Annotated in this window: 17 protein-coding genes; 9 read left to right on the forward strand and 8 right to left on the reverse strand. The window is 69.2% G+C overall.

Annotated elements, in window-relative coordinates; translation table 11 throughout:
• Positions 1-15 precede the first annotated feature (15 nt).
• Both Aph01nite_RS22455 and Aph01nite_RS22460 read right to left on the reverse strand, forming a co-directional pair.
• Positions 16-480, reverse strand: coding sequence for a hypothetical protein (locus tag Aph01nite_RS22455; protein WP_204042926.1), 465 nt, complete (start codon positions 478-480; stop codon positions 16-18).
• On the reverse strand, positions 462-1175 hold the full coding sequence (locus Aph01nite_RS22460; protein ID WP_204042927.1) for an SDR family oxidoreductase: 714 nt from the start codon (positions 1173-1175) through the stop codon (positions 462-464). The genes Aph01nite_RS22455 and Aph01nite_RS22460 overlap by 19 nt, the downstream gene beginning before the upstream one ends.
• Positions 1176-1557: 382 nt before the next feature.
• Between Aph01nite_RS22460 and Aph01nite_RS22465 the strand changes: the two genes are divergently transcribed.
• The 3 genes from Aph01nite_RS22465 (at position 1558) to Aph01nite_RS22475 (ending at position 4979) form a co-directional block, all read left to right on the forward strand.
• Positions 1558-2778: an FAD-dependent monooxygenase gene (locus Aph01nite_RS22465; protein ID WP_204042928.1), complete on the forward strand. Its 1221-nt coding sequence runs from the start codon at positions 1558-1560 to the stop codon at positions 2776-2778.
• 92 nt (positions 2779-2870) lie between these two features.
• Positions 2871-3590 (forward strand): TetR/AcrR family transcriptional regulator, encoded by a 720-nt coding sequence (locus Aph01nite_RS22470; RefSeq protein ID WP_204042929.1) that lies wholly within the window; start codon positions 2871-2873, stop codon positions 3588-3590.
• 57 nt (positions 3591-3647) lie between these two features.
• On the forward strand, positions 3648-4979 hold the full coding sequence (locus Aph01nite_RS22475) for an amidase (RefSeq protein WP_204042930.1): 1332 nt from the start codon (positions 3648-3650) through the stop codon (positions 4977-4979).
• Here the strand turns inward: Aph01nite_RS22475 and Aph01nite_RS22480 are convergent.
• Positions 4955-6559, reverse strand: coding sequence for a hypothetical protein (locus Aph01nite_RS22480; RefSeq protein WP_204042931.1), 1605 nt, complete (start codon positions 6557-6559; stop codon positions 4955-4957). The two genes, Aph01nite_RS22475 and Aph01nite_RS22480, sit on opposite strands and share 25 nt — an antisense overlap.
• Before the next feature lie 285 nt (positions 6560-6844).
• Here Aph01nite_RS22480 and Aph01nite_RS22485 point away from each other — a divergent pair, with 285 nt between their 5' ends.
• A complete protein-coding gene (locus Aph01nite_RS22485) occupies positions 6845-7651 on the forward strand; it encodes a hypothetical protein (RefSeq protein ID WP_204042932.1) in 807 nt (268 codons plus the stop codon).
• A gap of 537 nt (positions 7652-8188) precedes the next feature.
• Positions 8189-8452, forward strand: a complete 264-nt coding sequence (locus Aph01nite_RS22490) for a hypothetical protein (protein ID WP_204042933.1) — start codon at positions 8189-8191, stop codon at positions 8450-8452.
• A gap of 101 nt (positions 8453-8553) precedes the next feature.
• Here Aph01nite_RS22490 and Aph01nite_RS22495 read toward each other — a convergent pair whose 3' ends face one another.
• Complete coding sequence (locus Aph01nite_RS22495; protein ID WP_204042934.1) at positions 8554-11343, reverse strand: M14 family zinc carboxypeptidase; 2790 nt, start codon at positions 11341-11343, stop codon at positions 8554-8556.
• Positions 11344-11760: 417 nt separating this feature from the next.
• Here Aph01nite_RS22495 and Aph01nite_RS22500 point away from each other — a divergent pair, with 417 nt between their 5' ends.
• Positions 11761-13926 carry a hypothetical protein gene (locus tag Aph01nite_RS22500; protein ID WP_204042935.1) on the forward strand — a complete coding sequence of 722 codons (2166 nt, stop codon included), beginning with the start codon at positions 11761-11763 and terminating at the stop codon, positions 13924-13926.
• A 112-nt stretch (positions 13927-14038) separates the two neighbouring features.
• On the opposite strand, the gene Aph01nite_RS22505 is transcribed toward Aph01nite_RS22500, so the two are convergent.
• The 4 genes from Aph01nite_RS22505 to Aph01nite_RS22520 all read right to left on the reverse strand — a co-directional run bounded on the left by Aph01nite_RS22505 (position 14039) and on the right by Aph01nite_RS22520 (position 18709).
• Positions 14039-14443, reverse strand: a complete 405-nt coding sequence (locus Aph01nite_RS22505; RefSeq protein ID WP_204042936.1) for a hypothetical protein — start codon at positions 14441-14443, stop codon at positions 14039-14041.
• A gap of 36 nt (positions 14444-14479) precedes the next feature.
• A complete protein-coding gene (locus Aph01nite_RS22510) occupies positions 14480-15610 on the reverse strand; it encodes an AAA family ATPase (protein WP_204042937.1) in 1131 nt (376 codons plus the stop codon).
• A complete protein-coding gene (gene pnuC / locus Aph01nite_RS22515) occupies positions 15607-16257 on the reverse strand; it encodes a nicotinamide riboside transporter PnuC (protein WP_204042938.1) in 651 nt (216 codons plus the stop codon). Before pnuC ends, Aph01nite_RS22510 begins: the two co-directional genes overlap by 4 nt.
• A gap of 97 nt (positions 16258-16354) precedes the next feature.
• A complete protein-coding gene (locus Aph01nite_RS22520) occupies positions 16355-18709 on the reverse strand; it encodes an alpha/beta hydrolase (RefSeq protein WP_204042939.1) in 2355 nt (784 codons plus the stop codon).
• A 181-nt stretch (positions 18710-18890) separates the two neighbouring features.
• On the opposite strand from Aph01nite_RS22520, the gene Aph01nite_RS22525 reads away from it, so the two are divergent.
• The 3 genes from Aph01nite_RS22525 (at position 18891) to Aph01nite_RS22535 (ending at position 21798) form a co-directional block, all read left to right on the forward strand.
• On the forward strand, positions 18891-19760 hold the full coding sequence (locus Aph01nite_RS22525) for a helix-turn-helix transcriptional regulator (RefSeq protein ID WP_373872314.1): 870 nt from the start codon (positions 18891-18893) through the stop codon (positions 19758-19760).
• A gap of 90 nt (positions 19761-19850) precedes the next feature.
• Positions 19851-20861, forward strand: coding sequence for an alcohol dehydrogenase catalytic domain-containing protein (locus tag Aph01nite_RS22530; protein ID WP_204042941.1), 1011 nt, complete (start codon positions 19851-19853; stop codon positions 20859-20861).
• Between the two features lie 40 nt (positions 20862-20901).
• Entirely contained in the window at positions 20902-21798 is an 897-nt protein-coding gene (locus Aph01nite_RS22535) for an SDR family NAD(P)-dependent oxidoreductase (RefSeq protein WP_204042942.1), read from the forward strand.
• Positions 21799-21943 lie beyond the last annotated feature (145 nt).

Genomic DNA, 21943 nt, shown 5'->3' on the forward strand with positions numbered 1-21943 from the left:
GAGTTGCGTCTGAGGTCAGGTCTGCCCGGCGTCCTCGCCGATACGCCCGGAAGGACCGGGTCTGGTCTCCTTGACGGGCAGCACCAGGAGGATCGAAAGGATCAGGAGGCCACCCAGGATCACCGCCACACTGATCTTGTCGATGATCGGGAAGCCGTGCAGGTGCAGCATGTGCCACAGGAAGTGGATCGCGTTGTAGATCAGCCATGCGCCCCCGGTCACCGCCAGGGACTCCCGGGTCGGCCGGCGCAGCGCCCACACGCTCAGCACCAGCAGCGACAGGTTGAGCGCCCCCACATCGACGGCCAGATGCTCGTTGTACGGGCCGAGCGCCGCCACCCAGTGGAGCCCCGGCGCCGGGAAGTCGTTGTAGAACGACCGCGGGAACGCCGCCGCCCACACGCCCTGGTACGCCGCCGCCACGGCCAGGACCACGGTCATCCAGCGTTTGGCCGCCACGGTCATCGCGACGCCGCCCACTGCTCGAAGGTGATCTTCCCGCGGCGGAATTCGCCGGCCGGCAGCACGCCACCTTTCGCGAGCGCCTTGCCGGCGGGCACTGTCAGCACCAGTTTGCCTCTGGCCAGGCGGCGCATCATCGACGCCATCGTCAGCACCTCGGGGCCGGCCAACTCGGTCACCCGGCCCTGGGCGGGGCCTTCGGCCAGGCGTACGAGTTCGGTGGCGACCTCGGAGGCGGCGATCGGCCGGCTCAGCATCATCGGCGCCACCTTCACCGGGCCGGGCACCTTGTCAAGCATCTGCGCCGCGAACTCGTGGAACTGCGTCACCCGCAGGAGCGTCACCGGGATGGGGCCGGCCAGCGCCAGTTCCTCCTGGCGGCGCTTGCCGATGTAGTAGCCCGAGTCGACCCGGTCGATCCCGACGATCGACAGGAGCACGTGGTGGCGTACGCCCGCGCGTTCCTCCGCCGCCAGCAGGTTGCGTGTCTCGGTCTCGAAGAACGTCACCGACGTCTTGCGGCTGAGCGTCGTCACGTTCGCCACGTCGATCACGACGTCCACACCGCGGAGCGCGTCGTCGAGACCGGCCCCGCTTATCAGGTCGACGCCGCCCGACCGGGACATCACCACGACCTCGTGGCCCTGCCCGCGCGCCTGCTCAACCACCAGCTTGCCGACCCAGCCAGTTCCCCCGGCCACCGCGATCCTCATGCGTTTCTTCCTTTCTCGTCGTTGCGTTCTGTCCTTCTCGTCGACTCGGTAAGACGAGACGAGGACAAAGGGCTGAATGTGACAGCCGATCTTTCCGCTGAACAGTTCGGCTCGGCGAAACGCTCCCACTCGCCGATGAGCCAGTCCCGGTAGTCACCGACGGTCGCACCGAACCCGGTCGGCAAGGGCGCCCCGAAACCGGGCGGGGACAGGCGGATCGGGCCGGGGCGAGTGGGAGCGATTCGTTCGAGCTCGGCGAGCAGCGGCTCCCAGACCTCCGGCGTCTCAGGGAAGCCGTGGACGAAAACGGTTGGCATGGCGGGAACTCCATTCACGATGCTGACCAAATGACCGATCTGGTCAGTAAGTATACTCTGGGGGCATGAAGACGAACACCACCCCGCGACAGCGGGCTCTTGTAGTCGGACTCGGCGTCAGCGGAACCGCCTCCGCGCTGCGGCTGCACAAGGCAGGCTGGGACGTTGTCGTCCTGGAGAAAGCCGCCGAACGCCGCCGCGGCGGATACTTCCTCACCCTCTTCGGCACCGGGATCACCGCGGCAGAGCGCCTGGGCATCGAGGTGCCGAACCGCTTCTCGACGGACATCGCCTACTACAACGTCGATCGCGCGGGCCGGCGGCGGCGCGGCATGGGCTTCGCCGAGGCCGTGGCCGGCGAGTCACGCCCGGTCGTGCGCGGCGACGTCGAGCAGGCCGCGTTCGACGCCCTGCCCGAGGGCGTGGAGATCCGGTACTCGTCCGTTCCGGTCGCGCTGCGCCAGGACGGGGAGAGCGTGCGGGCCGACATCGAGGACCTGGTCGCGGGGACGGTGACCACCGAACGGTTCGACCTCGTGGTCGGGGCCGACGGCCTGCGCTCGACCGTGCGCCGACTGGCGTTCGGGCCCGACGAGGGCCGCATCCACCGTCTCGGCTACATGCTCGCGGCGTGCGCCCTGCCCGGCCCGGTCCCCGGTTTCCGGGGCACGGACGGAATCATCATGTCCGAGCTGGGCCGGTCGGCATGGGTGTTCGCCTTCTCCGACCGGCCACCGACGGTGCTGTTCAACTACCGGACCGACGATGTGGACGGCGAGTTCACCCGGCCCGCCATCGACTCGCTGCGGGCGGTGTTCGGACCGGAGCCCACGGGTGCGACGCTCGGCTGGCTGCTCGACCAGTTCGAGCAGGCGCCGGACCACCTGTTCGACACCGCCGAGCAGGTGCGGCTCGACACGTGGCGCCAGGGCAGGGTGGTGCTCGTCGGCGACTCGGCGTGGTGCCTGACCCTCTACTCCGGGATGGGGGCCTCCAGCGGCTTGGCCGGAGCCGACATGCTGGGCACGATGCTGGAACGGTATCCCGGGGACGTGCCGCGGGCGCTGCGGGCCTGGGAGGAGAAACTCCGCCCCTTCATCGAGTTCCACCAGGGCTCCGGCATGGCCATGCGTAAGCTCTTCGTCCCGGCCGACCGCACCGAGTACGGGATCCGGTTCGTCTTCGACCACGTGGTGGGGACGACGCTCGGCAGAACGCTCCTCTCGGAGGCCGAGCACCGCAGCAAGGCTTCCCGGATGAAGACGATCGACATCGCCCTGACGTGACCCGGCTTCGGGGTCCGCCGCACGGTAGGGTTCACCTCCGTGAACCCCCGTGACATCATGCCGCCGAAGAACGAACGGGAGGAACCACGACGGTGAGCCGGCTGATCGAACACGACTCCGTCAAGGCGGCCAGAATCCTCGACAGCGCGCGCGAGCTGGTCCTCGCGCACGGCGTCCGCAAGGTGACCATCGCCGAGATCGCCGCGGCCGCGGGCGTGGGCAAGGGCACGGTTTACCTGTACTGGGAGACCAAGGAAGACCTGCTCGTGGGGCTGGCCGCGCGCGAGGTTCTGGCCTGGATCGAGACCATCAACAACCAGATCGCCCAGGACCCGCAGTCCATCCTGCCCCGCCGTCTCGCTCCGCTGCTCATCCGCACGACACTGGCCAACCCGTGGCTGCGGTTGCTCTTGAGCGACGACAGCACCCTGCGGCAGCTGCTCCATCGCCCCGCCGACCAGGAGCGCTTCGCCGAGGCCACCACGAGCGCACTGGGCAACGCGGTCGTCACGATCCTGCGCGACCACGGGATCGTGCGCGACGATTTCCCGCTGTCCAGGCAGATGTACGTTCTGCACGCCGTGCTGGTCGGGTTCAGCACCGTCATGAGCAACGCCGACGTCGCGGGCCCGCTCAGCATCGACGATCCCGAAGCCGCCCTCGCCGACGCCGTCCACCTGCTGCTCGAACGGCCTCACGACCCCGCCGCGCGCGATGTCGCCAAGGCCGCGGAAGCGGTGCGGGCCCGGTTCACCGAGATTCACAAAAATCTGCTGGGACTCGTGGCGGCGGGCGCAGCAGGAACCAGGTGACCCGCGTCCTCGCGAGCAGCCAGGAAGCGTGGTGAATTGTCCGATAGCGTGCGCGCCATGACATCCCGCGGGTTTTTCGCCGGCCGTACGGTCACGGAACTCGGACGTGAGATGAGCGCCGGTCGGCTGTCCGCGGCCGAACTGGTCGACCAGGCGCTCGACTCGATCGACTCGCTCGACGCGCCGATCAACGCCTTCGTGACCGTCGACGCCGAGGGCGCTCGTCTGGCCGCACGGCAGGCGGACGCCGAACGCGCGGCCGGGGTCGACCGGGGGCCGCTCCATGGCATCCCGGTCGCGGTCAAGGACATCATCGACACCGCGGGAATGGCGACCCGGATGGGCTCCGCGCACTTCGCCGACCACATCCCCGACCGGGACGCCACCTGCGTACGCCTGCTTCGCGAGGCCGGCGCCGTCATCGTCGGCAAGACCACCACCCACGAGTTCGCGTACGGCCCCACCGGGGACGTGTCCCATAACGGTCCCTCGCGCAATCCGTACGACACGGCGTTGATGACCGGGGGATCCAGCGGCGGCAGCGCGGCGGCCGTGGCGGCGGGCATGGTTCCCCTCGCGGTCGGCACCGATACGGGTGGGTCCGTGCGCATCCCGGCGGCGCTCTGCGGCGTGTTCGGCTTCAAACCCGCGTACGGCGCGATCCCGATCGACGGGGTCTTCCCGCTCGCGTCCTCTCTCGATCACGTGGGCGTGCTCGCCGGCACGGCCGAGGACTGCGGCGTGGCCTACCGCGTCCTGGCCGGCCAAGCGCCTCCGGGCGCCGCCGAGGAGACCCCGGTCCGGGTCGCCTGGCTGGTCACCGACTCGGCCGTCGTGGACCCGGCCGTCGCCGCCCTGGTCAGAGGCCGGTTTCCGGACAGCGAGGAGATCGCCCTTCCCGGTGTCGCCGAACTCTTCCGGACGTACGCGACCATCCAAGGCAGCGAGGCCTACGCGGTGCACGCCGATCGGGTCGCACGGTCACCGCACCTGTTCAACCCGGAGGTGCTCGACCGGCTGCGCCACGGCGAGATCCCCGGCTGGCGCTACGTCCGCGCGGTCGCGGCCCGTGAGTCCTTCCGGCGGCAGGCGTCCGCGCTGCTCGACCGGTACGACCTGCTGGCACTGCCGACCGTGGCCGTCCTGGCTCCGCCGATCGGCGCGCGCGAAGCCGACATCGCCGGCGCCCGCGTCCCGGTCCGCGACTCCCTCCTCACGCTCACCAGCCTCTGGAACCTCGCCGGGCTGCCCGCGCTGAGCGTCCCGGCGGGAGTCGTCGGCGGCCTGCCGGTCGGTGCCCAGCTCGTCTGCGCCCCTGGGCGTGAGGAACTGCTCCTCGCGTACGCCGACCGTCTGCGAGGGGGTCACGCCGCTCTCCTCGCCGGATAGATGAGGATGAGGTCCACGCCCGGACGCGTGTACAGGCGCAGCCGGTACCGGCCTGGACCGCTGCGCGCGAGATTGGGGAAGCGCACCCGGCTCGCCGACAGTGTCTCCATCACCAGCTGACCCGATTCGCTGATGATGTCCGCCTCGACCACCTTGTCCCAGCCTTTGCGCCGCAGGGGTGGCGGGGCCGAGTTCAGTGCCTTCGCCGTGACGCAGGTCGCCCAGTCCTGGGTGGACGTGAAGAACAGGGCCAGCTCACCGCTGGTCCCCAGGGCGTCGACGTCCGAATCCCAGATCACGTCGGAATCCTGCTCGATGTCCGCTTCCGGATCGTAGATCCCGTACGGCTGGGTGTCCCAGTCGTAGTAGGACGCGGTCGCCTGGAACCGGGTACGGAGCGTGGGCCACGGGTCGCGGCACCGGGCGTCCTCCTCGCGCGCCTCGCGTGCCAACTGTTCGCGCACGAGGTCGTCCTTTGCTGCCTGCCGCTGGTCGATCTGAGCGGACGACAACAACAGATCCGGATATTTCCGTCCAATGACCTCCGGGCAGAGCAGCGCGAGCAGTGCGGGGCGCGCCCTGACCGGCTCATCGGCCGCGAACCTGGCGCACGCGTCCCAGCCCTTGCCGAGCAGTTCCTGGTCCGACAGATGCGGGCCGGAGGGCTTGTTCACGCTGCACAGGTAGGCTCGATCGCGCTCGTGGGCCGGGATGTCCGCGACCCGCGCCGGTTTCGACCACCCGACACATTCCATGAGCTCATCAGGACCATCGACCAGCCAGGTGTACGTGAGGTGGGGCCGGCCTTCGGATCCGACGACCATCACCAGCAGGGCCGCGGCCACGGCCGGGACCGCTGGGGGCACCCGCAGCGGCGCCTTCCGCGCCGGCTCACGGTTCAGTTCCCGCGCCGTACGCGCCAGCCAGACGAGGTAGAGCACATCCATCGCCTCGGCGATCGATTCGATCGCGCCGCCGCTCGTCAGGGCGTCCACGAGCTCTACCAGGAACGGGCTCACGAATGTGCCCACGCCGATGAGGAGCGTCGTCCGGCTCCAGCGTCCGTCGCGCCGCTGAGCGAGCAGGAGCATCACCATCAGGACGAACGAGGCCAATCCCGCGGCCATGAGTGTCGCCCGGTAGGCCGGACTCATGAAGAGCTGGAACTCTGAGTCGTCCGCCAGGCTGTTCACGAGCGATACAACCGGTTCCACCAACCCGAACAGGAGCAGAGCCAGTCGGAAGAGCCGACTTGACCCGGTGGGCACCACCGCGAACAGCACGAGCACGGGCACCCAGAGCGCCAACCCGATGACCGTTTCAATCGGGCCCGGGAAGAACGAGGGGATCAGCAGCCACAGCACCTCGGCGTACAGCAGCAGCCGCAGCCACCTGGCCGCCCGGCCCATCGGTACGGCCACAGGCGTGGGTGGCCGCAGAATCTCCCACAGCATCCACGCGTTCACCAGCCCGAGCAGCAGCAACCCGCCCAGCAGCGGCACCAGCGAAGACCTCCCGACGAACTCGTCGGGCGGGTACCACATGGTGAGCAGCCACGCGGGTGTCGCGGTGCCGATCACCAGGCTGAGGATGATCGAACCGATGGTGATGACTAAATAGGCAGAAGCCGCCAAACGGTATATACGCACAATGGACCATGATCGTAGTACGACCGTGAGGCTGCCGCCGTCCGAGGTCGAAAGGACCCTGGGCGAAATCGTGACCTGCTGGGTGAAGAACGCCTGGTCGGGCAGGCGCCGAGACAGGCGGCCCGGGAGTTAAGCTCAAAATGATGGATGGAAAAGGATTAACCCCCTGGGGGTCCGCATTCCCTTTTGGCGCGGCCCGTTCTGATCTCCGTTGGCGTGAGCGGCGGGGCGTTTCTCCTGGTGATCGCGGCCGTCGCGGCCGGACCTGAGTACGGCTATCGCGGCGAAGAAGACCTCGCGCCCTTCATGCTGATCGCCTCGGCTATCGGCTTCGCCTGCGTCGTCCTGGCTTGGGCGGTGCGGGCGGGTCTCGCGTGGATCGCGGCGACGGCGGCGCCCCAGTCCGCGCGGGTGACGGCATATCACTCCGTCACGGGCGGCAGAGGAAGGATGAAGGTCTACACGTCCTCGGCTTTCCTCGAAATCACCTCCGGCGCGACCGGCAAGGCTCGATATCAGCGCGTCATGTGGGATCCGGTGCTGAACCAGATCCCCCAGGAATTCGCCGTCCAGGTACGAGTCCGGGGATGGGGACGCCTGCGGCGCGCGGTCGTCGATTTACCTGGAGGCCGCATATGGCCGGCGGGCCGTCTACGCCGCAGGACACCCAGGTTCGCTTTCCTGACCTCCCGAGATCCATCGGAATCCAAACCACCGCGCCCCCAACTCATCTTCATCCTCCTCGCCGCTTTCGTAGGAATCCAACTGGGCCTCAACGGGCTGGCCGGCCCGCTCGGCGTCCTGGCGAACGTCGGGCTCGCGATCGCGGGCGTGATCTTCTGGTGGGCATGGACGGGCGGCGACGCCATCACGGAGGACCTCCAGAACCGCGAGGCCTCCAACCAACGGCCTGTATGGCTGACACGCATAGCGGTGCCGGATACGAGGCCGTACCGACAGAGGAACGGCGGGAGAGGCCGCCGGAGACGGGGAAGATCAGGCACCGGCCGCAGACGGCGCTAGACGGGCTGCGCGAAATGATCGTTGGGTACGGTGGGGTCGTGTATGGCTGGGTCCGAATCCTGGTGGTCCTCACGGTGCTGGCCGGGTGTGGGGCTCAGCACCAGGGAAACGCGGCGCCGACTCCGAGGGAAAGGGTGCCGATGGCGGACCCTGAAGAGCCGATCGCGGTTGCCGGAGATGATCCTCGGATCTATGTGAATCAGACGGGGCTGTGGATGCAGGCCGGAACTCCGCCGAGTCGTCTGGCGTACAGGTCTGACGGTAAGTGCTTGGTGCTGGTGACCGATGAGGGAAGGACACTTGTTCCCGCTTGGCCTCCTGGGAGCCGGCCGATCAGCGAAGGAGGGAGGCGTGGTGTCGATGCTCCGGGGATCGGGCGGGTGTTCGACGGGGATCGTATCCCCGATGTCGGGGGTGGGTATTGGGCTGCGGATCGTCCCGAACTCGCCGGTGTGATGGTGCCGAAGAGTTGTCGGAGCAGCGCTTTCTGGGTCTTCTAGAACCGCGAAACACCAGCCGTGTCCAAGGGTGCCGCAAGTGGGGGTGCCGACGATGGGATCGGGCCGTGGATCACTGTCGCGGCTCGTCGGAGCGGACACCGTCCACGGGGGGAACAAGGTGAGTCTTTCGAAGAGCGGCCGGGTCAAGCGGGTCTTGGCCGTGGTGGCGGCGCTGGCGGTTCTGGGCGGCGTCATCGGTGTGCTCGAACGTGTTTCGGCCACGGGAAAGAAGAACGGCGACAGTGGGGACGTGGTCGCCGGATCCAACTACAGGCGGTTTGGGCAGGAGACCAATAATTAACCGCGGATCCGCCGGCCCTGGTTCCCTGCGCATTACCCGCCTTCTTGTGTGCGTACAGCAAAGAGCCCGGCCGGGGGAAACCGGCCGGGCCCTTTTTGAAATTAGGCGACGACGGAGCGGAGCGGGATGCCCGCCACGTTCAGGTCGTTGACAAGGTCGCGGACGTAGGGGTGCTCGTCCGCCGGGAGGCCCTCAGGGTTGGGGATCGTGAGGTACGTCGAGCCGTCGGCGCTCGCGATCTGCGCCGTGCCGGTGTACCGCTCGACCACCGCCTGAGTGCGGGCGAGGTCGGCGTCGGCCACCTGGATGACGATCGGCCGCCACTCGCCGCCCAGGTTGGGCAGCTCCTGGACCTCGGCGGCCGGCGGCACCGGCCGGGCGGACCGCTGCTGCGCGGCGGGGGCGCCCTCCGGCTGGAGCAGCGCGTTGGCCACCAGGTGGATGCCGTTCTCGTTGTACGCCCGGAACAGCGGGTTGTACGCGAACAGAACCGCGTGCCCGGCCCCGGTCGGCTCGTTGGTCAGAGCCACGGTGCCCTTCAGCGTGTCGGATCCCACGGTGTACCCGTTGGACCAGAACCGGCCGTCGGCGGGGTAGGTGAGCACGTTGGTGCCGGTCGTGCTCGGGTTGAGGATCGGGTCGCCGTTGTTGAACTGGAAGTCCTCCGCCGGACGGCCGAGGGCGACCGGGTCGGCGGTGGCCGTGTCCACCCGGAAGTGGGAGCCGATGACCTGGTAGCCGGTCGGCTTGGCCTTCTCGGTGGTGGAGGTCAGGCCGGCGGCGCGGGCCACCCGGGTGCCCTCGTTGCGGAGCCCGAGGTAGGTGCCGCCCGCGGCCACCCACTGCTTGAGGTTGGCCAGGCCCTGCGTGTTCAGGCCGCCGTTGGAGCTGCTGCCGTCGGGGACGACGAGGGCGGTCCGCTCGGTGAAGGCCGGGGTGTTGCCGTTGATGTCGGCCGTGGTGACCGGCTTGAGGTCGAGGCCCCAGCGGGAGCCGAGCACGTAGCGCGTCTCGCCGTACGAGCCGGAGGTGGTGCTGATGCCGGTGCCGTTGAACAGGCCGACGTCGGGGGTGCTCAGCGGGGTGCCCGAAGCCGCGGCTCCGCTGCCGGTGACGGTGACGCCGAGCGAGGTGGCCAGTTCGTCCAGCGCGTGCCGGTCGACCGCGGGGGTGGGCAGGCTGACCACGCCGGTCTCCAGGTCACGCTGGAGCGGCACGCCCTGGGCGAGCAGCTTGAAGGTGAGCTCGGAGGCCGCCGCCGAATCCAGCGGGTAGGAGTAGGAGCCCTTCTTCGAGGCGCCCTGGGCGACGCCGCCCTCCGGCTTCCTGACCAGCTGGGCCTGCGGCGACAGCGCGTCGCCGGTGTAGATCGTGTCCACGCCCGCCAGGAGCGGGTTGCTCCAGGAGGAGACGTCGTAGAAGTACGGGAACGGCGTGTAGGGGTCCTCGCCGAGGGTCGCCTGGATCCAGTGCTTCTGCGGCTGGTTCATCGGAATCCAGTACGCGCCCGCGGGCACCTCGAGGTTGCTGGCGCTGCGGCCGCCGAAGATCCGGGCGCTGGGCACCGTGACGGGCTTCGTCAGCCGGTAGACCTCGACGTCCATGCCGCGCAGCCGCTCGACCAGCTTGCGCACGTCGCCGATCTGGCGGTCGGGCAGCAGGAAGTACGAACGGATCTTGAGGTCGGGCACCGGGAACTGCACGGTGTTGGTCGGCTGCACGACCTCGTTGGGCTGGAGGGTGCCCGCGGCGCCCTCGGCGAGCGCGGTCTTCCAGATCGAGTAGTAGCTGCTGAGGATCTCGTGCCGGTTGGCCGAGGCCCAGCCGACCGTCGCCCACTGGGTGTTGAACTGCTGCTGCACCCGGTCCTGTACGGCCGAGGTGCTGCCCTTCTCGTACGTCATGCCGGCGGCGCCGAAGCCGGTGGCCGGCACGGTGTCGCCGTACCCCATGTAGAACAGGTCGTACGTGGCGTAGTTGAAGTAGCACTCGGTGGTGACGGCGCCGCCGCAGGCGCCGTTGAAGCCGAAGCCGGCGGCGTTCGCCGCGCCGATCCGGTTGATCCAGTCGACCGGCTGGTCGGCGATCTCGTGGTGGATGGGGTCGGCGTTCGGCGGGAAGAAGTACTGCCGGCCGCCCATCTCGTGCGCGTCGACGAAGACCTGCGGCGGGTACTTCCGCAGCAGTTCGATCTTGCCGTCGGTCTCCGGCTGGGTGCGGGCGAACCAGTCCCGGTTCAGGTCGAACCCGTAGTCGTTCTGCCGGCGGTTGGCGTCGCGGCCGTCCGGGTTCTGGGTCGGCACGATGATCGTGATCAGGTTGTCGTTGCGCTCGGCCACGTCGCAGGACAGGTTGGCGGCCAGCTCGTACAGGGTCTGGAGCGAGGCGTCCGCGCCGCTCTTCTCGCCGCCGTGCACGTTGCCCGCGATGTAGACGATGGCCGGGGAGTCGTCGGCGATGCGCGCCGCCTTGCTCTCGGTGAGGGTGCGCGGGTCGCGCAGCGCGGCGATGTCGTCGGCGATCTTCTTCAGCCGCGCGTCGGACACGTTGCCCGGGTTGGACACGATGGCGTACGGCAGGTCCTGGCCGGAGACGCTGTGCGCCATCGTGCCCGTACGGACACGGTCGGAGGTGCCGCCGACGGCCTGGACGTAGTTCTTGATCTCTTCGGTGGTGAGGATTCTGGGCTGTCCCGAACCCAGGGGGAAACCGAAGAACTGCTCGGGACTAGGGACATTGGTCACATGGGCGTTGGCGTCGGTGGTGCAGTCGGCCGGGTCGGCCTGCGCCGCCGCCGTCGGCGTCAGGACGAACGCGGCCGACACGAGGACCGCGACACCTAACGCCTTGCCATAGGGGGATCTACTGCGCACCGCTGCGCGAAACCGCATCTCGCCTCCAGGGCGGAGGGACGGGGGTGCTCGGGAAGAGGCCCGTCCAGGGAACACAAAACCTCTGCGGACGGTATTGGAGCGCAACAAAACGGACAAGATGGAGCGGAATCCAACTGTCACGTTTCTGCCCATGTGAGAAGACCGTTTTCCCAGGTCGGAATGGTTTAACGCGACCAAATCACCTCTTTATAACGACCCATAACAACTAGGCGTCGAGACGGGAACGACCCTTCCGAAATTTTCGGCGGTTCGGCTTCCCGGCTGGTGGGGGTTTCCCATCATTTGACGGGATCGGGGGTGGGGCCGAGGGTTAGCGTCGTTTGGAGCGGTCTAAAGCGAGGGCTGAGCTTCGAGGACGGGTTCATGGGTGTGCGCCTTTTATCGAGATTGCCGGCGAGGGTTTTCGCGGGTCTCGTGTTGCTTCTGTCGTTCGTCGTGGTGGCCCCGGCGTCGGCGGCGGTGTTCTGCTACGGCGGGGGGATGATTCACGCTGATCTGGTCGATGACGGGACCGGGCAGCCGAACCGGTTCATTCAGAAGTTCCCGGCGGTCATCGAGTTCTCCACCGAGGGGTTCGAGCGCGTCCAGGAGGAGGACTGCCGGCAGGCCACGCTGACGGTGCAGCACACGATCCTGGCGTCCGGGCGGAGTGTGTCGCTGGGGACCAGCGGAAGCACGCGCGTGACCGTGACCGAGGCCGATGTGTCGATCGGTGGCGGGTATCCGTACTGCCGGATCTGCGTGCGGTTCAGGACCATCATGATGGACGGGGTCAACGCGGCCGTCCCGATGTACGACTCGACGGGCACCTCGGGATATTTCCCGGCGCCCGCGACGCCCGGGGCGGATTACGACGGCGACGGGGTCGACGACGGGGACGACTCCTGTCCGAGCGAGCCCGGCCCCGCCTCGAACAACGGCTGCCCGGACGGGTCGGCCACGCCGTCCCCCAGTCCTTCGGGGGAACCGTCAGCGGAGCCGTCTCCCAGTCCGACGTGTCAGGCCCCGGCCGTACGGCTGGAGCAGGCGCTTGACGGCGACGGCGTCGCGCTGACCGCGACCGTGGAGTTCAGCACCGATCCGGCCGGTTTCGACTACCAGTGGCGGCAGGTGAGCGGCCCGGGAACGGCCACGTTCGGCCCCACGCTGGTCGCCAGCCTCGGCCGGACGGTGATCGTCAGCAACACGGTGCGGTTCTCGCAGCGGGGCGCGCACGTGCTGGAGTTCACCGCCGCCAAGCCCGGCTGCTCGACCGAGTCGGAGATCCGGGTCGGCGGCATCGAGATCCGGGTCGACACCTCCGACGCGCACGGCCTCCTGGAGGGGACGGTCGCCCCCGCCACCGGCGAGTGCCCGGTCACGCTGACGGTGAAGAGCACCCGGGACGCCCAGGTGTGGAACGGCGTGGTGCCGTCCGCGCAGAGCGGCGCGGCGCTTCCGCCGCGTCCGGAGACGCGCTGGCCGCGAGTGGTCAACCCGAACGGCGCCGCGCTGCTGGGCCCCGACGCGTACGGCACGCTGACCTGGCCGGGAGCATGCCTGTCCGAACCCGACCAGTTCATCAGCTTCGCGTACGACATCACCGACCAGGCCGCGCTGAACATGCAGGCCGTGGAGATCGTGACGAAGATCCTCAGCATGGGGTGGCTGAGCCAGACCGGCCTCCAGAACGACCTCACGAAGATCGCCGCCTTCCAGCGGGCTTTGCGGGGAGACGCGAAGAAGTTGTGGGAGTGCGTCGCCGGGCTGCAACTGCGGCCGGAGCCGTCCGGGGCGTTCCTCTGCGCGATGTCGCCGCTCGTCGGGCTGATCAACGACCCGCCGGCGATGGAACGCCTGGTCGACCAGCTGGCCGCGCTGGGCGGCGGCTTCTACGTCACCGAGGAGACCAGGCGGGCCTGGGAGGCGGTGACCAAGCTCGACCCCGTGAACCTCGCCAAGTACCTGCGCATGCTCACCCTGGAATACACCCCGGGCTTCGCGGAGCAGGAGGCCGACGAGCAGAAGAAGGAGATCGAGCGGCTCACCACGATCTTCAACACCGACGAGGCGAGCCAGCAGCAGGCCCAGCGGAACCTCACCGAGCACCTGGAGAAGATCAAGACCGCTCGGGCCGACCTGAAGGCAGCGAAGGACTACACGAAGGCCGAGCAGGCGCTGGCCAAGTGCCTCAACCGGCGCAACACCGGCTGCCCGGCGGAGAAGGCCGCGCTGAACTCGGCCCGGCTGGTCCTGGTGCCGATCGCCCAGAAGTACGGCCTGCCCGCCGACTCCGCGGTGGCCGGCCGGATCTCCGCCCTCATCGACTCGATGGACCGGCAGACGGACGTGCTCAAGCAGGCGATCCGGCAGGCCGACGAGGTGGTCGCGGTGAGCAAGGCCGCCCTCAAGGAGGCCAACCGGGTGTTCGCGTCGCTGGAGAAGATGGCGGTCGTGGCCGAGGTGCTGGACCCGGTCCTGGAGATCGTCGAGCAGAGCTTCGCCTACTACGACGCGCACCAGAAGGGCATCACCACGGGCGCGATCTACTTCGTCGCCTGCGGGCCGGGGAGCCGGAAGCCGGTCTGCGTGACCAGGTGAACCGGTCACGGGACCGCCTCGGTGGAGAGGCGGTCCCGTGCCGTTCCGGCGGATCTCCCGGGTTCGCGAGGCAGGCGGGAAGGGTGACACCCTGCCCACGAACCGGAGCAGCTCAGCCGGTGATCTCCGGAGAGAGGACGTGACCGCCCTTGTTCACCGCGCCGCTCGTCATGTACCTCTTGCCGGACTCCCTGGTCGAGTAGCACGTGAACGTCCGGGTCTCCCAGGCCGCGAAGCTCTGGCCGGAACCCTTCATGCAGTACGTGCCGCTTCTGTTGACGAGCCGCCCCAGAGTGATCAGCACGCCGTACGCGGCGGTGTTCGAGAGGTTCTTGACTTTCAGCACGTGCGCCATGCTGCCCGGGTGCTTCTCGATGCACGCCTGGTAGTCGAAGACCCCCGTGTGTCCCCACGCGGAGCAGTACGTGGGCACGGAGTCGGCGCCGGCCGGGCTGAGGAAGACTCCGCTCGCGAGCGCGACTGTGGCAAGGGTGACAGCTGTCTTCCGGATTCTCATGCGGGCTCCCCGAAGTGGTCGATCAATGGTGCGAGATCATCCAGGGGTGCCGTACATGCCGCGTATAAGAGGCGTATGCGTGGAGCTGATGAGGGCGTCGACGGTGTGGACCGCGGTGGACAGGCGTTCCTCGGGTGAGCCGCGGACGATGACGTGCGGGAGCCCGCGGTCGGTGAGTTCCTGGCGGAAGCGGCGGTCCATGGTGTGGCGGATGTGCTCGCCGTCGCGCCAGCCGTCCTGCTCGAAGGGCATGCCGTCCACGCTCGTGTGGATCCACAGGTCGTGCCGGGCTTGTTCGTGGATGCGGAGAACCTCCTGGCTCGGGGCGCCGAGGTAGCGTTCGTGCCAGAGGGCCGTGCTGAAGGCGTCCGTGTCGCAGAACAGGAGCGGCGAGCCGACCCGGGCGGCCGCGTCCTCCCACGCGAGTTGTCTCTCCGCGATCAGCGTGAACTCCTCCGGCTCCCACCGGAGATCGTCCAGCCACGGCTCGGGCTCGCCCGCCGCCTTCGCGCCCCGGCGGGCGAAGGCCAGTTTCTCCTCGCAGTAGGTCCTGCCGTACTCGGGCACCCACCGGGTGGCGGCCCAGACACCGCCGCGACCGGCGTAGTGCCCGGCCAGCGCGCGGGCCAGCGTGGTCGTGCCGGTGGACTCGGCGCCCACGACCACGACCCGCCGGGCGAGATGCGCCCGTACGGCCGGGGTGAGCCAGGGCCACGCCGCCACCGGATCCTCCCGCGCCAGGGTCCCGCTCACCGGGTGGCGCCGGCGCTCGGGGTCGACCGCGACATGCTCGGCCGCGAACCTGCGGGCCAGTTCCGGTCCGTACGCCTCGGAGGAGAACACCGCGTCGATCGCAGGGCCCTGCGCGCCGTGGGCCAACTCCAGCGCGTGCCGGAACACCTCGACGTGCGCGGCCCAGATCTCCGGGTCGTCGTAGTCGATCTCGACGTCGTCGACCACCGGCGCGATCACCACGTGCGGCTGCGGATGCGCCTCCCGCAGCCAGGCCGTACGGGAGGCCAGCGGGATGCGCTCCGTGGTCGACGCCGCCACGACCACCGTGACCAGCGCGCACTGGCCGGCCGCGGTGTCGATGAGGTGGTGGTGGCCGGCGTGCGGCGGATAGAACTTGCCGATGACGAGGCCGTGCGCGAACCGGGCGGTCATGCCGCGGACGCCGCGAGGGGAGCCGGCTGGGAGACCAGGTCGCGGCGCCACGCGCGCAGCCCGGCGACGCACAGCGCCAGGAACAGCACGTAGAGAGCGCTCGTGAGATAGAGCTCCTTGTACGCGTAAAGCGGGATGTAGATGAGGTCGGCGGCGATCCAGAGCCACCAGGATTCCAGGAGCTTGCGGCACTGGCCGTACGTCGCCATCAGGGAGAGCGCGGTCGTGAGGGCGTCCCAGATCGGCACGTTCGAGTCGGTCCAGGTGGACAGAACGGCGGTGAGGGACGCGGTGACGGTGGCTCCGGCGAGGATGAGCCAGAGCCATTCGCGGCGGCCGGTCCTGGAGACGGTTAGGGTGGTCCTGCCGGTTCCGCCGTAGAGCCACTGCCACCAGCCGTACAGGCCGAGGGCGACGTAGACGATCTGGAGGGCGGCGTCCGCGTACAGGCTGACGCTCAGGAACACGAGCCCGAGCAGGATCACGTTCGCGACGCTGATCGGCCAGTTCCAGACGTTCTGCCGGACCACCAGCCAGACGGTGAGCACCCCGGTCGCGAACCCCAGCAGCTCCGCCCAACTCGTCGGCACACCGCCCAGCGTGATCGCGGGCTCCAGCAGCGGCCCCAGTAAATCGGTCAATGACACCCCAACCTCCTTAATCGTCGAGCTGACGATAACAAGTCGGCCGGGGTATCGGGAAACAGCACGGCGGCGACCGGAAGGCCGCCGCCGTGAGGGTGAATCAGTCGTCGTCGGTGACGACCAGGCGGGCGAAGCCGTCGCCGATGGTCGCGTTCGCCGAGACGCCCGCGATCACCTGGTACGACTGGACGGCCGTCGTCTTCACCGTGTTGCCGGCGAGCGGCACCGTGAAGACGCCGCCGGTCTGGCCCGCCGGGATCGTGACCGTGGCCGCGACCTGCGTGATGACCGGGCCGGTCCCGGCGGCGAGCGCCTGTACGGTCGCCGTCACCGGCACGTCCGACGGCTTGGACAGCGTCACCGGGATCTGCGCCTCACCAGGGCCGTTGCCTTCGAGGACGGTCACGTCGCCGACCGACACCTGCGGCAGGGACGCGATGCTCTCCTCGCCGACCCGGAACCGGGTGAAGGACAGGTCCGCGAGGTAGACGCCGCCGGTCTCGGACGCGCCGGTGAGCGACACCTCCTTGATGTCCTTCTTGTCGATCCCGCTGAGACCGCTCAGCGGCAGCCGTACCGTCCGCAGCCAGGTCTTCGGCAGCGGGGAGGTGAGGCCGGGCAGCGCGGTCAGCGCCGGGCCGAGCGTCGAGACCGGCACGGTGACGCTCCGGTCCCGCCCGTCGACCAGGGTGAGGTTCAGATCGAGGGGGGCGGACGCCGCCAGGTTCTCGTCCCGAGCCACCCGGAAGGTGAGCAGTTCGGCCTTGGAGATGTTCCGCTGCGCGAGCGGCACGGTCAGCTTGCCGGACGTGTCCTGCCAGGAGAACCGCATCACCGGACTGGCCACCGCGTTCGGCAGGTACGTGGCGGGCGTCCACGACGGCGCCTGCGAGGTGGTCAGCTTGGTCGCGCAGGACGGCAGCCCGCTCTGCGGCGACCGGTCGAGCATGCTCGCGCAGATCGCGCCGGTGGCCGCGCCCGACACCACGGCCGGGGAGGGCCCGGCGAAGGTGGCCACGTCGATCCGGCTGGAGACCGGAGCCTGGGCGACGGTGTAGACGACGGCGCGGCCGGTCGAGGCGACGGTCTTGCCGCTGCCGTCGAACAGCGGCATCAGCGCCGTCTCCTGACCCTGGACCAGCCGGAAGAAGCCGGCGATGAAAGCGGTGCCGACCGCGTACTGCTCGGCCGCGCTCAGCCGGGACTCGGCCCGGTTGCCGCAGACCGGGTCGTTGTTGTTCGACCAGTCGTCGGAGGCCGGCGCGGTCGCCACGCCCGGCGTCCACTCGGTGTTGAAGAAGTTGTGGTCGGTGCCCATGACCAGCAGCGACGACCGGAACGCGGTGTCGCCCGGGTCGGCGTACAGGGAGTCGTCGTAGAAGTGCTGGCCCTGCTGGTTGGAGACGTCCCCGTCGCAGTACGGCAGGATCGTCGCGGTCGGGATGCCCGGCAGGGACGCGCGGGCGAAGTCGGTCGGCGCGAGCGGCAGCACGGCCCGCACGCCGTACGGCTTGGCCCGGCCGGAGTTCACGAGCACGGCCTTGGCGACGCCCTCGCCACCACGCGAATGCCCCATGAAACCGACGTTGTCCAGGTCGATCCTGCCCTGGAACAGCGACACCAGCCGCGGGTCGCCCTTGCCCTTCTCGGCGTCGTTGAGCAGGTCGAGGTGGCGCATGACGACCTCGCTGCGGGCCAGCGCGCCCCGGTCCTCGGAGAAGTTGGCGTCGAAGGCGTTGACCGCGTTCGCGCTCACCGACACGACTGCGTAGCCGTGGCTGGCCAGCGCGTCGGCCGGGCCCTTGTAGCCCTTGAAGCTCTCGATCGGCTGCTGCCCGGCCGGGCACGGCCAGGCGTTGTTGCTGGTCCGCCGGGTGATCGGGTCGTAGCAGGCCGAGTGCCTGCCGTGCAGGAAGAGCACCAGCGGGCGCCGTCCGAGCGCCCCCTTCGGCTGGTACACCTCAGCCCGCAGCTCACCCAGCCGGCCACCCAGCCCGTCCAGGCTGATCGCGGTGTCACCCAGGTCGTAGGTGCTCTCCTCGACTTCGTACGGCCCGAGTACACCCGGGTCGGTGGGGATCGTCGTCGGTTGCGGCTGCGCCGGCGGCGTGTAGATGGCCTTGGGGGAGACCCGGGACTCGACGACCCCGTTCCAGGCGACCTGCACACTCCTGGCCTCGCCCGCGCGCGGGTCGGAGGTCAGCAGCGTCAGCGTGTGGCCCTCATCGCTCTCCGTCGCGTAGCCGAGCGACTGCCCGTTGACCGCCAGCTCGGGCGCGGCGTCCCGTACCGGCAGTGCTTCGTCCAGGCGTAACGTCACCTGGTACCCACCCTCGACAGGCACGACCGACCAGGTATCGGCGGCGGCGGGAACGGGCAGCGCCACGGCCCCCGTCACCACTGCGACGACCACGGCGGCCAGACCGCGCCACCGCGCGGCCCTAGAAAGCCTCATGAACATTCCTCTCTTGCACACAAGTCACGCAAGCCACACAAAGCTCACGAAACTGGGCCAAGTAGAACGTTCAACTTTTGTCCCTGCATTAACTCGCGTTGCCGCCTTGTTAACGATCAGTCGGCCTGGTGCGGGGCCGTCCTGCCGGGCGGTTCTAGAGTCGGTGGGAGGGGAGGGTGTTGTGGATCTTGGGGAGTTGGGGGCGTTCTTGAAGTCGCGGAGGGACTGGTTGAGTCCTGAGGCGGTGGGGGTGCCGGTGGGGAGCAAGCGGCGGGTGCCCGGGTTGCGGCGGGATGAGGTGGCGGGGCTGGCGAGTATGTCGGTCGACTACTACACCGAGTTGGAGCAGGGGCGGGGGCAGTGTCCTTCGGGGCCGGTGCTGCACGCGCTGGCGCGGGCGTTGCGGCTGGATGTGGATGAGACCGACCATCTCTTCCGGCTGGCCGGGCAGCCGGTGCCGTACGGGGCGGAGCCGGTCAGGATGCAGGCGGCGCTGCGTCAGCTCATGCAGCGGCTGGAGGACACGCCGGCGATGGTGATCACCGACATGCATGAGGTGGTGGTGCAGAACCATGCCGCGCAGGTGCTGGTCGGGCCGCAGTCGGGGCTGGCCGGGATCCGGGCCAGTTTCCTCTATCACTGGTTCACGATTCCGGGCACGCGTGATCTTTATCCGGCGGAGGACCACGACTATCACTCGCGGCTGCTCGTGTCCGATCTGCGTACCGCGGTGGCGCGCCGGGGGCCTGATGATCAGGCCGGGAGCGAGCTCGTCGGTTATCTGCTGAGCGCGAGTGAGGAGTTCGCGCGGTTGTGGCGGGCGCGGGGGGTCAAGGTGCGCCACGAGGAGTACAAGCGGATCGTCAACCCGGCGCTCGGCACCCTCAAGGTCACCTGCAACAGCATCGTGACGGCCGACGCCGCCCAGCGGCTGCTGTGGTTCGTGCCGGATGACCCGGATGTCGTACCGGCCCTGCATGGGCTTGACCCGGCCGAGGTGTGGCGGGACACGCCTGGGCCCGCGTTCGGGCTGCTCCGAACCTGGGGTTGACCACCCCAGGCTAGCGGGCCGGTCCGGGGGCACCCTGGGAAGAGGGGATCACTGACCTCCGATCGAGTTCCGCCGAGGAGGAAGACCGATATGCGCGCAGCAGTCGCGACCGGGGTGGGCGCTCCGCTGTCCCTGGAAGACCGCCAGATTCCGGAGCCCGGACCGGGTGAGGTCCTGGTGAAGATCACCGCCTGTGGGGTGTGTTTCACCGATCTGGCCCTGACGCGCGGGCACTTCCCGTTCGCCCGTTTCCCGATCGTGCCCGGACACGAGATCGCCGGGACGGTCGCCGCGCTCGGCGGCGGCGTGCCCGGCCTGTCCGTCGGCGACCAGGTCGGCGGCCAGTTCCTGTACGACTCGTGCGGCCACTGCGACTACTGCGTGTCCGGCGACCAGATCCTCTGCCCGTCCAAGCGCATCACCGGCATCGTCGCGGACGGCGGCTACGCCGAATACGTCCTGCTCAAAGGCGGATATGTCACCCCGCTGCCGGCCGGACTGGACCCGGTGGCCGCGGCGCCGCTGATGTGCGCGGGCCTGACCGCGTTCAACGCGCTGCGCCGCGCCGGCGCCACCCCCGGTTCCCGGGTGGCGGTCGTCGGCGCCGGCGGCGTCGGCGCGCTCGCCATCCGGTACGCGGTGGCCATGGGCGCGCGGGTCGCCGTGGTCGGCCGGTCGGCCCGCGGCGAGGCGGAGGCCAAGGACCTCGGCGCGGAACTTTACGTGGCCAGCGGCGACACCGACGCCGCCGCCGCGCTCAAAGCCTGGGACGGCGGCGCGGACGTCATCCTGAACGCCGCCCCGTCCAACGAGGCCGCCTCCGCCGTACTCACCGGGCTCGCCCCTGACGGCACCCTGGTGCTCTGCGGCTACGACAACACGCCGCTCACCCTGCAGGCCTCGCCGATGGTGCTCAACCGGCTCCGGGTCATGGCCTCGCCGTCCGGATCACCGCACGACCTGCGGGACACGCTGGCCTTCTCGGTGCGGCACGGCATCCTGCCGAAGGTCACGCCGATCACTCTCGACGACGCGCAGGCGACGCTGGAGGCCATGGCCGGCGGGGCCGGGGGCGGCCGGCGCGTCATCACCTTCGAATAGCGGACGCTCCCTGTCTTTTCCGACATTTCAGGAGTACGTCATGAGCAAGACCATCCTCATCACGGGTGCGAGTTCGGGGTTCGGCGCGTTGTCCGCGCGGGCCCTGGCTCGTGCTGGGCATACGGTGTACGCGGCGATGCGTGACACTTCGGGACGCAACGCCGAGCATGTCGCTGAAGCCGCGGCGTATGCCACGGACCACGACGTCGATCTGCGGGTCGTCGAGCTGGATGTGCTGTCGCAGGAGTCCGTCGACGCGGCGGTCGCGACCGTGCTGGCGGAGGCGGACGAACTCGACGTGGTCGTGCACAATGCCGGGCACATGGTGCTCGGGCCGGCCGAGGCGTTCACCCCTGCGGAGATCGCGGCCGTGTACGACACGAATGTGCTGGGGTGTCAGCGGCTCAATCGGGCGGTTCTGCCGTACATGCGGCGGCGGGAGCATGGGCTGCTGGTGTGGATCGGGTCCAGTTCCACCAAGGGTGGGACTCCGCCTTATCTCGCGCCGTACTTCGCCGCCAAGGCGGCGGCGGATGCGCTGGCGGTGTCGTACGCGGCTGAGCTGGCGCGGTTCGGCATCGAGACGACCATCGTGGTGCCGGGGGCGTTCACGTCGGGGACGAATCACTTCGCGAATGCGGGGCATCCGTCTGAGCGGGGGGTTGTTCCGGCTTATGACGAGCGGTACGGGGGGTTGATGGAGCAGGTGGGGGCGCGGTTGGCTGCGCTTCGGCCGGCTGGGGCGGATGTGGGGTTGGTTGCCGATGCGGTTGTTCGGGTGGTGGATACGGCGCATGGGAAGCGGCCGTTCCGGGTGCATGTGGATCCGGCTGACGATGGGTCGGAGGAGGTGAGTGCGGTCGCTGATCGGGTTCGGGAGCGGTTCTTGGATCGCATCGGGCTTGGGGATCTGCTCGCGCCGCATGGTGTGGGGTAGGGGGATCGGGGCCAGGTCGGGCGTTCGTTTCGTCTGACCTGGCTTTTTGTTGTGGCTGGGGTTTGTAGCGTGGCTGGGGTTCGTAGCGTGGTGGCTGGTGTCCGTGGCGTGTGGGCGGGTGGACACTGCGGCTGACCGTGATAGC

Origin of the sequence: Acrocarpospora phusangensis (assembly GCF_016862995.1) — a bacterium.
Classification (GTDB): domain Bacteria; phylum Actinomycetota; class Actinomycetes; order Streptosporangiales; family Streptosporangiaceae; genus Acrocarpospora; species Acrocarpospora phusangensis.